Here is a 12,494-nt window from a genome sequence, read left to right on the forward strand (position 1 = left end):
TATAAAAAAACGCCTTCAAATGAAGGCGTTTTGTATTAAAAGTTGAATTCGCCCACAGCGAGGCTATCAATCTTGGCCGTGTCTTTTACAACAGCCCGTGCACAATCTACCGGAATGGAAAGATTAGACGGCCTTTCAAATGGCCTTTCGGATATTTTGAACGTCATAGTATCATCGGCATAACATTTTTTCATGAACAGACCCCAGATAGGAAGTGCCATTGTAGCACCCTGCCCGTATACCAAACTCTTAAAGTGAGCCGAACGGTCTTCGTTACCTACCCATACTCCTGTAGCTAGATTTGGCACCATACCTACAAACCAGCCATCCGACTGATTCTGTGTTGTACCTGTTTTACCTGCAACCGGGTTAATGATCTTATACGGATAGCCCGTCATACGGTTATAACCCGTACCTCCGGCACCGCCCCATTTAAGCCTTGCCCCCGATCCGCTTTCGGTTACACCTTCAAGCAGTTTTATAACGGCATAGGCAACGTCCTTACTCAACACGTCTTTGGTAACCATCTCTGCCTGATCTAGTATAATTCCACTCTTGTCTTCTATTTTTTTAACAACAATAGGTTTTATGTAAACACCCTGATTAGCAAATGTGCTGTAAGCCGCCACCATGTCGCTTACTGTAATCTCTACAGCTCCAAGTGCAATGGCCGGCTGCTCAGGAATCTTACTGCCTACACCCAGTTTTTTGGTAAGGTCTACCACGGCTTTTGGCCCTACCCTGTCAATTAACCTTGCCGATACGGTGTTTATAGAGAATGCAAGTGCCTTTTTAAGCGTAACCGGACCTAAGAACTGTCCGTTAGAGTTTTGCGGATGCCAGTCGGCGTCAATGCCATATTTACCTTTCGGCATACTGAACGGCGCATCATTAATAGTGTCGCATGGCGAAATGTGAAGCTGCTCAATTGCTGCTGCGTATACAAATGGCTTAAAGGTAGATCCTACCTGCCTTGCCCCCTGCTGCACGTGGTCGTACTGGAAATGCTTGTAATTGATTCCACCTACCCAGGCTTTGATGTGCCCGTCTGTAGGGTTCATAGACATTAATCCTGTCTGAAGGAAGTGCTTATAATAACGTATAGAATCTATGGGTGTCATTACCGTATCCCTTTCACCCTTCCAGGTAAATACAGTCATATCGGTCTTAACTTTGAACGACGCAATGATATCATCTTCATCTTTGCCTTCTTCAGACATTATCCTCCAGCGTTCAGAGTTACGCATTGCCCTGTCGATGATCTTATCTGTTTCTATTTTAGAAATATTAACAAACGGCGCATTGGTATTCTTCTTCTGCTGAATAAAAAATTCTTCCTGAAGGTTAGCCAAATGCTCGTCTACAGCCTCTTCGGCATAGCGCTGCATTTTAGAGTCTATCGTAGTATATATCTTTAGGCCATCACGGTAAATATCATATTCTCCTCCGTCATCTTTAGGATGGTCTTTAACCCATTTTTTCATATAGTCCCTTAAGTACTCCCTAAAATAGGTTGCCATACCTTCGTTATGGCTTTCAGGATTATAATTGGTCACCACGTCTTTTGCTGCCAGTTTTTCTTTAACGGTCTCATCAAGCTTGTCGTATTTAACCATTTGGCTTAACACTGTATTCCTGCGGTCTTTAACCAGCTGCTTCCTTTTTTCCCTCATTGGGTTAAAATAAGCAGGGTTTTTAAGCATACCCACAAGTACTGCTGCTTCTTCTACCTTTAGGTCTTTAGGCTCTTTACCAAAATATACTTTTGATGCCGAACGGATACCCACGGCATTATTTACAAAATCTACCGTGTTAAGGTACATTGCAATGATTTCTTCTTTAGTATACTGCCTTTCCAGTTTGGTGGCAATAATCCATTCTTTAGCTTTTTGTATTATCCTCATCAAAAGGTTTTTTGAACCTTCGCCATGAAAAAGGTTTTTAGCCAGCTGCTGGGTAATGGTACTCGCCCCACCGCTTGTTCCAAGAGAAGCAACAGCCCTTAGCGTACCTCTTGTATCTATCCCCGAGTGATCAAAGAAACGCTCATCTTCTGTAGCGATAAGTGCATCTACCAATGGTTTTGGAAGATCGGCAAACTTGACCGGTGTACGGTTCTCAAGATAGAATTTACCTATTGTTTCTCCGTCTTCTGATATGATCTCTGTGGCTACATTAGAGTCGGGATTCTCAAGCTGGTCAAAGCTTGGCATCTTTCCGAACACTCCCCATGAGGCCAAAAGGAAGAACAGGAATACCGATACCATGCCGATACCAAATATCTTCCAGAATTTTTTTACATAGTAAGATGCGTCGCGTGTTGCGGCCGGCTTAGCTTTACTCGTCTTTTTGACTGCCATTTTTAATTTTTATTCTGTTGATTCTATTCTTAAACCTACATCTGTAACACCATCAAGTTCTTCTACACCCGGCACCTCGCCGCCTTTTCTCACAGCATGCTGAATGCTCACGGTATATTTTCCTGCTTTAGGAAACCTTACGTTCTCCTTATACCACAACTTGCTCTCCTTAACATCAGTAAACCCATCGCCCATAAGAGATCCATCGGCATTTGCCATTGGATACTCCAGGGTGTCCACCTTGGTAAGTTTGCTTCCCGGTTCCTGCAGCTGCACTATGAGGTACAGGTTACTGTACGGGTAACTGTTGTTATTTCTAACGTTAACAAACATATTATATTTTGACACGGTGTCTTTCTGGTCAAAGCTAAAAGACAACACGTTATCTTTTTTCCACTTGCCATCAAGTTCCTTATACTCGTCAAACACCCTTTTTTTATCGCAGGAAGCCAGCAGAAAAACTAGGCTTAGTGCCACAATGCTATTCCGCACTGCCGCCGCCGGTAGGAGTTCCGCCATCCCCTTTGTCATTAGGATTCTTTTTATTGCCATTCCTGTTGTTATGGTTTCGGTTCTTATTCTGTTGTCTTCCTTCAGGCTTGCTTTCTCCTGCAGGCCTTTCGGAAGCATTGTTCCTGTCGTTATTTCTTGGCTGCCTGTTTTCATTCGGCTTTCTCTCAACCTGAGGCCTGTTCTCATTCGGTTTCCTTTCGCCTACCTGTCGGTTCTCATTCGGTTTTCTTTCACCTTGCGGCCTGCTGTTCCTTTCATTAGGCTTTCTTTCCGGCCTGTCGCCAGAATTCTGCCTTTCAGGACGATTCTCCCTTACAGGTCGTTCTCCGGCAGGCTTCTCACCTGCTGGTTTGATAAGGTTGCTTCCTGCCGGCCTGTCGGTTTTTTTATCAACTACATGCTCGCGTTTTTTATCCTTATTAATCGGCCTTTTCTTTTTCTTAGGCACATCAAAACGGGTAAGGCTGTCCTGGCCCATAGCATTCTGGAATGTTTTTTCAACTTCCGGAGCCGCCTCTTCCACAGCATAATCCTCTAACGCGGTTACACGCTGCTTTAGTTTATTAAGCTCCATGATTTCCTTTACCTGCTCTGCCTTAAGCACATGCCAGTGTGCCATGTTATTAGTATAGGCAAACCACATAAGCCCTTTAAAGATATCCATCTTCTGGCAGAAGGCGTCCCCTTTTTCGGTATATAGTTTGGTGTCCATATCCGGAAGGCCCTTAAGCGCATCAAGATAGGTATCAAGTTCATAGTTAAGGCAGCATTTAAGCTTACCGCACTGGCCTGCAAGCTTTTGCGGATTCAGTGACAATTGCTGGTAACGCGCCGCAGAAGTATTTACACTCCTAAAGTCGGTTAGCCATGTAGAGCAGCAAAGCTCGCGTCCGCATGAACCAATACCTCCAAGACGGGCAGCCTCCTGGCGGAAACCAACCTGCTTCATCTCGATACGGGTACTGAATTCGCGTGCAAAATCTTTGATCAGCTGTCGGAAATCAACCCTGTCATTAGCCGTATAGTAGAATGTTGCCTTAGAACCGTCTCCCTGGAATTCAATATCAGATATCTTCATTTCAAGAGCCAGTCGTATTGCTATTTCCCTTGCCACCACCTTCATAGGCTCTTCTTTAGCACGGGCTTCACTCCATATATCAATATCTTTTTGAGATGCTTTTCTGTATATTTTTGCTATTTCAGCATTGTTCTTTACATTCTTTTTCTTCATCTGAACCTTAACCAGCTCTCCTGTAAGTGTCACAATACCAATATCGTGTCCCGGAGATGCTTCAGTGGCAACAATGTCGCCCATGCTTAAAGTCAGTTTTTCACTATTCCTGTAAAATTCTTTTCGTCCGTTCTTAAAGCGCACCTCAACACAGTCAAAAGGCGCTTCGCCTCCCGGAAGGCTCATATTAGATAACCAGTCGAAAACCGTTAGTTTATTACAACTGTCCGTCCCGCAGGTCCCGTTATTTTTACATCCTCTGGGTTGTCCGTCTTTGGATCCCGTAGAACAGCTTGTACATGCCATAATTAGTCTTTATATATATAGATCGCGGCGAGCCGCTACTGGTTCGTAAAAAGTTTTTGCGGGTAAAGATAGTATTTTTTTGCGGGAATGATGTTAAACACCGTGATTGGGGTGTGAATGAGACAGAGTGAGGTAATTATCAGTGAACCTCACCCCCAACCCCTCTCCAAAGGAGAGAGGAGTAATTGCTGAAAAATAATGCTAAGACATGAGAGTGAAGTTAGGGCCTTAAACTTTGTGGCGTTAAGCAAATTATCTGAATGAGCGTTAAGAAGCATTCGCTGTTTGAGCGAAGCGAGTTCGAATGGTTTAGCTGATGATGGTAATTTGTAGCCTAAGAAGTTAGAGCCTGAATTTTTTGTTCTTTTGTTTCAAGACAAAAGAACAAAACAAAAAAACCTGCACTCTCATGCAGGTTTCGTTTACTTATATATAATAAGGTGTTACCCTATCACTTTAAACAATTTGTCTGAAAGGCGTATCCTAAACGGAAGGCTGAAGGTAACTTTATCGCCTTTTACTGCAACAGTACCATCCTGGCCGTTAACGCGCATTTTCTCGATAACGATCTGTTCTTCGCCGGTAGTCGGACCCGAAATGATAACAGTATCACCTACATGAAGCTCCTGGTTATCTATGATAAACTGGCCTACTTGTGCTTTTGGGAAATAATGCTCGCCTTTACCTACCAGTGTTTTCCTGATCCTTGGACGCACCGTTTTTGTTTTTGGAGCTGATGCCAATGCAACATCTGTGTTTTCGTCACCCGATTTTTTATAGGTCAAACGGTCTGATTTTCCCTTTTTAAAGATCATATTACCATTCATAGTACCACGGCGCAATGCAATCTGCTCCTCTTTTGGCATGTGGAAAATATCCTGGCACGCTTCAGAACAGCAATTGTCAGACGCTGTCTTACACTCATCACACTGAATGAACAACAGGTGACAGCCCTCGTTAGCACAATTGGTATGGTTATCACACGGTTTACCGCACTGATGGCATTGCGAAACGATATCTTCCGTAATACGTTCACCAAGCCTTGCATCAAAAACAAAGTTTTTGCCTATGAATTTACTTTCAAGTCCTTCTGCTTTTACCTGGCGGGTGTATTCTATGATACCGCCTTCAAGCTGGTACACATTCTTAAAGCCTTTGTGCTTAAAGAATGCCGAAGCCTTCTCGCAACGGATACCTCCTGTGCAGTACATCAACAGGTTTTTATCGTCTTTATGGTCGGCCAGCTGGTCTTCAATGATAGGCAACGATTCACGGAATGTATCAACATCCGGAGTAATTGCGCCCCTAAAGTGACCTATCTCGCTCTCGTAATGGTTACGCATATCCACTACAATAGTGTTAGGATCTTCAAGCATCTTGTTGAAGTCGTTCGCGCCAAGGTGCGTGCCGCCGTCCATAACGTTGAACGTATCATCGTTAAGTCCGTCAGCAACGATTTTATCGCGCACTTTAATGGTAAGCTTCAGGAACGACAGGTCGTCGTGTTCCACAGCCACATTAAGGCGGATGCCGTTAAGGAACGGTATAGTATCTAAGTGGTCTTTAAAAGTGTAGAAATTATCTGCCGGCAGCGAAAGCTGGGCGTTGATGCCTTCGTGGGCAACGTATATCCTTCCTAAAACCTCAAGCGGGTTCCAGGCCAGGAAAAGAGAATTACGAAATTCTTTTGGGTCAGAGATTTTAGCGTAGGCATAGAAAGACAGCGTAAGGCGTTGTTTTCCGCTTTCCTCAATAAGGGCGGTTCTTTCTTCTGCGCTTAAAGTGTTGAACAGTTGCATGCTATACAATTTTAAGTGAGATATTCAGTATATACCGGTTCACAATGGCGGAACCGGGTGCAAAGGTAGGAATTTTTGGGGAGTGGACAAATGTAATTATCTTCTGAGAAATTTTAATAATTTTCCAGGTTCTTGTCGATTATCCCAAAAAGCAGTAATAATTATTCTCGAAGTATCATGTTGATAAAATATGCTATAATGCCCTAAAGAAATCGCTCGCATATTTTTATTATCAGCCTTTTTTCCAATTTCAGGACTTTCTTTCAGAATATCTGTACGCTCTTTAATTTTTGCGAATAACTTTAATGAATAGGAAACGCTTCCATTTCTCTCATTCCAATATTCAAAAATTAAGTTTCTTTGACGAATTGCTGTTTCAGTCCAAAATACTTTTAACGCCATCCGGAGTCCAATTTATCCAAATCATCTTCAGATATAAGTCTACCATTTGCAATATCGTCTTCACTCATTGCAAGCATTTCTAATTGCTCTGATGATAAAGAAACTTCCTCCTCAGCCTGAGCTGATTCAAATATTGTGCTGATTGCCTGAAGCAATTTTTCATTTTTGGTTGCAAGTATTCTGTCAATCAATCCGTTCTTTATGTTTTCTATTGCGGTCATATTCATCAGCATTTGCAATCCAAAGTTAATGAAAAACTACTTTAATAACATCCAAAATTGGAGATAACTTAATTAGCTTCAAAATTGAAGGTTAAAATCTCGTTTGTTTTGTACAACTCAATAATTATATCATCATCAGGTAAATTTCCCTTACAATATTTACAAATTTCCAAATCTTGGTTCTTTAATAATTTACCAGAATGCCTATCAATCACATCATTTATGAGAGAATTTGTAAATGTTAATTTATATTCATCAGTATCATTGACTAATATCCCGAAAAGAACTTGCTCCTCAATGGCCCGACAATTTATAGACATATGTAGCCTGGGTAAATTTTTAATGCCCTCTGTAAATACTTGAAAATTATTTATATAAATAAACCCAACCAAACAACTATTATCCTCTATAAAATAGCATCTCCCAAATTGATCTATTACTAACCTTAAATCAGTAAGCGCATCCGCTAAACTTATATTCCTACATATTTTATAACTCTTAACTCCATCTAGACTATCAATGTTAGGATTTAAATATTTCCATTGTATTTTATCTAAAAGATTTTCGGGAACATTTAAGATTTGTCCAGGTTTAAATGATTTTACTGTTACAATCCGAGCTATTTGTAATTTTAAATCAAAAAGCCTCCCTATCAAATTCTCATTCTCTTTCAAATCAGAATTTTGTGTACCTAAAATTCTATATTTCATAATTTCTTTATTTAATCCATAAATCTAAACTTACAAAAAAATCTTACCAATCACACATTAAATAAACTTATCCACAACCCTCAACCTCATGTTGCCACACCAAAAAAAAGCACTATTTTTACGGTCAAATCTATACAAAAAATGAGCGGAGATAAAGAAGCAAAATTAAAGGCATTACAGCTTACGCTGGATAAACTTGACAAGGCTTACGGTAAAGGAACGGTAATGAAACTGGGCGACCAGGCCGTGGAAGAAGTAGAGGCAATCCCTTCAGGATCGCTTGGCGTAGACCTTGCCCTTGGCGTTAACGGCTACCCTCGCGGAAGGATAATAGAAATATACGGACCTGAATCGTCAGGTAAAACAACACTTACGCTTCACGCTATTGCCGAAGCACAAAAAGCAGGCGGTATCGCTGCCTTTATTGATGCTGAGCACGCGTTTGACCGCGGCTATGCGGATAAACTTGGCGTGGATATAGAAAACCTGATCATATCACAGCCGGACAACGGTGAGCAGGCACTTGAGATCGCCGAGAACCTTATCCGTTCAGGCGCTATAGATATTGTAGTTATTGACTCGGTGGCGGCACTTACACCAAAAAGCGAGATAGAAGGCGAAATGGGAGATTCTAAAATGGGCCTTCACGCACGTTTAATGTCGCAGGCACTTAGAAAACTTACAGCTACGATCAGCAAGACTAACTGTACAGTATTCTTTATCAACCAGCTTCGTGAAAAGATCGGTGTTATGTTTGGTAACCCTGAAACTACTACGGGTGGTAACGCACTTAAATTTTACGCATCGGTAAGGATAGACATCCGCCGTGCTGCGCAGATCAAAGACGGTGACAATGTAATAGGTAACCGTACTAAAGTGAAGATCGTTAAAAACAAAGTGGCACCACCATTTAAAACTGCCGAATTTGACATCATGTATGGCGAAGGCGTTTCTAAAACAGGTGAGATACTTGACCTTGCCGTTGAGTTTGAGATCATCAAGAAATCGGGCTCATGGTTTAGCTACGGCGACACTAAATTAGGCCAGGGGCGCGATGCTGTCAAGGCACTGATAAAAGATAATCCTGAACTTGCTGAAGAACTGGAGATCAAGATAAAAGACATGATAAAAGAACAAGCTTCTTAAATCGCACAAGAAACCCGAAATTTTCGGGTTTTTTTATTGCCATTACGCAACCTTTTACTTTTTTTGCATCTATCTGGTAATGAGATTATGCCCGAAACGATTTATGAGAAAGATTTTACTTTTACTTACAACATTATTTATACTTAATTCCTGTACACTTGAGCCCGATCCGCAGCCGGATTATAACATCGAGTTTATAGCTGCTGATGGCGTGATAGTGCCTGCATCTGTAATAAAGGGAAGAACGTATGAAGTTACCGTTGCCTACACAAAACCTACAGGCTGCTACCTGTTTGACCGCTTTCATACCGAAAAAGATGGCGATGCCATACTTATTGCCGTGCAGGCAGCTGTAAGAAACGAATCTGAGTGCAAAAAATATGAGGTAGAGCAGCACGAGGAACAATCGTTTACCTTTACATGCCCTATAGATTATGCGCTGGATTGCTATATCTTTAAATTTTACACCGGGTTAGACGATAACGGAATAAAAACATACGAACAGGTAAAAATTCCTGTGAGAAAATAACAAGGAACTATTGGGTTTAGGCCAACTCATACAGGATTGTCAGAAAAACAGCATTAAGGCTCAGGAACAGTTGTACCGACTGCTTGCGCCTAAGCTTTTTGCGGCTTGTTTAAAGTATTCGCGCAACAGGGCGGATGCCGAAGACAACCTGCAGGATGGTTTTCTGCTGATCTTCCAGAAGATTGGTCAGTTCCAGTTCAAGGGTTCTTTTGAGGGATGGGCAAAAAGGGTAATGATAAATAATGTCCTTCAGCGTTACCGCACAGAAGGGATTTTTGAACTGGTTAGCGAAAACATTCCTGATGTTGAAGATATAGAGATTGAAAGCGATAATATCTCTATGGATTACCTTATAGGCATAATACAACAACTTCCGGACAGGTACAGGATGGTTTTTAACCTCTATGTTATAGATGGCTATTCGCATAAAGAAATTGCAGAGATGCTGGGCATTACAGACGGCACCTCAAAATCCAACCTTGCCCGCGCAAGGATTATACTAAAAGAAAAAATTGAATCCCAACAGGGAAATAGCATACCGTCAGCAAGATGAATGAGAAGAAGAATTTAGACCGGCTATTCCAGGAAAAGTTTAAGGACTTTGAAGTAGCCCCTCCTGAATTTGTATGGGACAACATACAGGAGATACTCGAGGAAAAGAAGAAACGCAGGGTCATCCCGATATGGTTAAGACTATCGGGTGTGGCGGCACTATTGGTGCTGGGCGGACTTCTTGCCACACTATTTTTTAACGATGCCGAAAACCCTGCCGTTAACGCTCCGGCCGTAGTTATAGACAATACTACTCCTGCTGGCGCTGCAAAAGCTTCGCCTATGGCAGCACCTGCACAATCTGGCCCATCAGACGCAGGAAACACCAATGCACCACAAAAAACAACCAATACCGCTACTGCTGTGGCAGCCGGAGACGAAAAATCTGCTACGTCTAAAAATAACAATACAATCAGCGGCAGTTCATCTGTGGGCAGCGATGTAACACTGCCTGTTGCAAACAGCCGTAACAATGGCGTTGCTGTTCAGCAAAAATCAAACGGGAGGAGCAATGCAAACAGCAACGCATCTAACCAAAACAATATAATACCAAGCAAAACAAACAATGCTGTTGCGCAACAGGGCAGCACAATCATCAACAAATCAAACGTAAACGAAAATACAGCCGATCCGGCGTTCAACACCGCAGTTGCTGCTACCCAGTCTGTAAAAAGCCCAAATGGCACTACTGCTGTTTCATCAGTGGCAACAGTTCCTGCTAATAATAATGCTCCTGCTAACAGCAATGCCGATGACGCACTTGCAGCCGCAAAACTTAGGGCAGGCGCAAAAGACTACGCCAAAAACCCTAATGAGAGCAGCCACAAAAACAAAAGCAATCTTGTTTCAGGACATAATCAGGGTATGGCAGGCGTAGAAAATACTGCTTCGAAAGCCAACGGCGAAAATAATAATGGTATTACCAACAGTAGTAATACAAATGGAATTGCCGCTGCCGGAACATATAACGCTTCCGGCAAAAATCCGGTGAATGCCAACATGAAAACAACAGATGCAGGAAATACTATCATCGATAAAAACATCCCTGTTACAGATGCAGTAGTACAAGCAGAAACGGATTCGACTAAAGTTGTCCCGGAAAACGAACTTGAAAAACGACTTCAGGAAATCCTTAAAGGAAACAAGGAAGAAGATAAATCTGTAGCCGAAACTAAGAGTAAACCACGCTGGAACGTAAAACCTCAGGTAGCACCTGTGTTTTATAATTCTATAGGGCAGGGCTCTCCTATCAACGAGCAGTTTTCTGCAAACAGCAAAAGTTATGACAATGACCTGAGTATAGGCCTTGGGGTAAATTATGCAGTAAACGACAGGATAACCATACGTTCAGGTGTTAACTCTGTAAACCTTAGCTACGCTACAAACGGTATAGCTTTCTACGCATCGTTAAATGACATTACAACAAACATTGGTACATCTAAAGCAGTAGGCAATATTGTTGTACAGAATCCAGGTGACATACCAAGTGACCCTTTACTTATAAACGGTGAGCAGAACCAGCTGATCAATGGATCTATGGTTCAAAAAACAGGCTACATAGAAGTACCGCTGGAAATGAGTTATGCTGTGTTGAACAATAAATTTGGTATTGATGTGATAGGTGGTGTAAGTACATTATTTCTGAGCCAGAACAGCGTAAACGTAGTTTCAGATACCGGCCTTACCACGCAGGTGGGTAATGGCGAAGCGCAAAACTTAAATAACGTACACTTTAGTACAAACGTAGGGCTTGGTTTTAAATACCGTTTCTGGGATTCGTTCCAGGCTAACTTTGAACCGATGTTCAAATATCAGGTAAATGCCTACAGCAGGGATTCGGGCAACTTTAAACCTTATTTTATAGGTTTATATACCGGCGTAAGCTTCAGCTTCTAAAAAAAAAACATTTATATATAACAAAACACTCCCATGACGGAGTGTTTTGTTATTTTTTAGAGAATCTAAGCAGGTCATCATAAATAAGCTGCCTTACTTTTTCCTTTAAGTCTTTAAGGTCGGTTTTATCTTCCATGGTCAGCCCGGTAGTGTCTACAAATGGGTGCACCTTTGCCCTCATAATACCGGGGCTTCCGCTAAAAAAACTGAAAGAGAATCGTTTCTTGTTGTCGTAAAAACTCATGGGTACTATAGGAATCTGATGTTCTATTGCCAGTCTGAAAGCGCCATCCTTAAATTCGTCCAGCAATACGTTTTCATCATCAGGCACACCGCCTTCAGGAAATATACAGATGCTTAATCCCTGGGCAAGCCTTTTCTGCGCACGCTGAAAAACCTCAAAACGGCTTTTAGAGCTGTTTCTGTCTACCAGTATGCAGGTACGTTTGTAAAAGAACCCAAATATCGGAATCTTAACCAGCTCCTTTTTGCCTACAAACACAAATGGGTTTTTAGACACGACAAGCATCAGCATAATATCGGTCATAGAAGTATGATTAGCCACAAGCATATAACTTTTATGCTTTTCCATTTGCTGCTCGCGGGTTATGCGGTACGGGAACCCCATGCCTAACAGGATGATCTTTGCCCAAAACCTGGCCAGCACAAAAAACTGCGGATAGGTCTTCTCAGACGATATTGTTATAATAAGCAGCGGCGACAAAATAATAATGGGCACACCCATAAGGATGTAAAACCATACGCGCCAAAGTGTCCACAAAAAATATTTCACTATTTTCATATTTTCAAATGTAAGAATTCAATCCTT

At 41.9% G+C, this 12,494-nt stretch carries 12 protein-coding genes; 4 read left to right on the forward strand and 8 right to left on the reverse strand.

Translation table 11 applies throughout. The features are described 5' to 3' along the window. Positions 1-35: 35 nt before the first annotated feature. The 7 genes from R1T16_RS04530 to R1T16_RS04560 form a co-directional block, all read right to left on the reverse strand. Positions 36-2,360: a penicillin-binding protein 1A gene (locus tag R1T16_RS04530; protein ID WP_317499887.1), complete on the reverse strand. Its 2,325-nt coding sequence runs from the start codon at positions 2,358-2,360 to the stop codon at positions 36-38. 9 nt (positions 2,361-2,369) lie between these two features. Next, a complete protein-coding gene (locus R1T16_RS04535; RefSeq protein WP_317499888.1) occupies positions 2,370-2,879 on the reverse strand; it encodes a gliding motility lipoprotein GldH in 510 nt (169 codons plus the stop codon). Further along, entirely contained in the window at positions 2,842-4,410 is a 1,569-nt protein-coding gene (gene ricT / locus R1T16_RS04540; protein ID WP_317499889.1) for a regulatory iron-sulfur-containing complex subunit RicT, read from the reverse strand. The genes R1T16_RS04535 and ricT overlap by 38 nt, the downstream gene beginning before the upstream one ends. A 443-nt stretch (positions 4,411-4,853) precedes the next feature. Then, positions 4,854-6,209 carry a rhodanese-related sulfurtransferase gene (locus R1T16_RS04545; protein WP_317499890.1) on the reverse strand — a complete coding sequence of 452 codons (1,356 nt, stop codon included), beginning with the start codon at positions 6,207-6,209 and terminating at the stop codon, positions 4,854-4,856. 96 nt (positions 6,210-6,305) lie between these two features. Beyond that, the gene (locus R1T16_RS04550) at positions 6,306-6,611 is read right to left on the reverse strand and encodes a type II toxin-antitoxin system RelE/ParE family toxin (protein WP_317499891.1); all 306 of its coding nucleotides are present in this window, start codon (positions 6,609-6,611) and stop codon (positions 6,306-6,308) included. Continuing rightward, complete coding sequence (locus R1T16_RS04555; protein WP_317499892.1) at positions 6,602-6,832, reverse strand: hypothetical protein; 231 nt, start codon at positions 6,830-6,832, stop codon at positions 6,602-6,604. The genes R1T16_RS04550 and R1T16_RS04555 overlap by 10 nt, the downstream gene beginning before the upstream one ends. 68 nt (positions 6,833-6,900) lie before the next feature. After that, positions 6,901-7,542 (reverse strand): hypothetical protein, encoded by a 642-nt coding sequence (locus R1T16_RS04560; RefSeq protein ID WP_317499893.1) that lies wholly within the window; start codon positions 7,540-7,542, stop codon positions 6,901-6,903. Positions 7,543-7,683: 141 nt separating this feature from the next. On the opposite strand from R1T16_RS04560, the gene recA reads away from it, so the two are divergent. From recA to R1T16_RS04580, 4 genes are all read left to right on the forward strand, one after another. Beyond that, complete coding sequence (gene recA, locus R1T16_RS04565) at positions 7,684-8,688, forward strand: recombinase RecA (RefSeq protein WP_317499894.1); 1,005 nt, start codon at positions 7,684-7,686, stop codon at positions 8,686-8,688. A gap of 103 nt (positions 8,689-8,791) precedes the next feature. Further along, the gene (locus R1T16_RS04570) at positions 8,792-9,217 is read left to right on the forward strand and encodes a hypothetical protein (protein WP_317499895.1); all 426 of its coding nucleotides are present in this window, start codon (positions 8,792-8,794) and stop codon (positions 9,215-9,217) included. Positions 9,218-9,227: 10 nt separating this feature from the next. Continuing rightward, positions 9,228-9,770: a sigma-70 family RNA polymerase sigma factor gene (locus R1T16_RS04575; protein WP_317499896.1), complete on the forward strand. Its 543-nt coding sequence runs from the start codon at positions 9,228-9,230 to the stop codon at positions 9,768-9,770. Continuing rightward, positions 9,767-11,665 carry a hypothetical protein gene (locus R1T16_RS04580; RefSeq protein ID WP_317499897.1) on the forward strand — a complete coding sequence of 633 codons (1,899 nt, stop codon included), beginning with the start codon at positions 9,767-9,769 and terminating at the stop codon, positions 11,663-11,665. The genes R1T16_RS04575 and R1T16_RS04580 overlap by 4 nt, the downstream gene beginning before the upstream one ends. A gap of 49 nt (positions 11,666-11,714) precedes the next feature. On the opposite strand, the gene R1T16_RS04585 is transcribed toward R1T16_RS04580, so the two are convergent. After that, positions 11,715-12,467 (reverse strand): lysophospholipid acyltransferase family protein, encoded by a 753-nt coding sequence (locus R1T16_RS04585; RefSeq protein WP_317499898.1) that lies wholly within the window; start codon positions 12,465-12,467, stop codon positions 11,715-11,717. Between the last annotated feature and the right edge of the window lie 27 nt (positions 12,468-12,494).

Origin of the sequence: Flavobacterium sp. DG1-102-2, assembly GCF_033042555.1 — a bacterium.
Taxonomy (GTDB): Bacteria; Bacteroidota; Bacteroidia; order Flavobacteriales; family Flavobacteriaceae; genus Flavobacterium.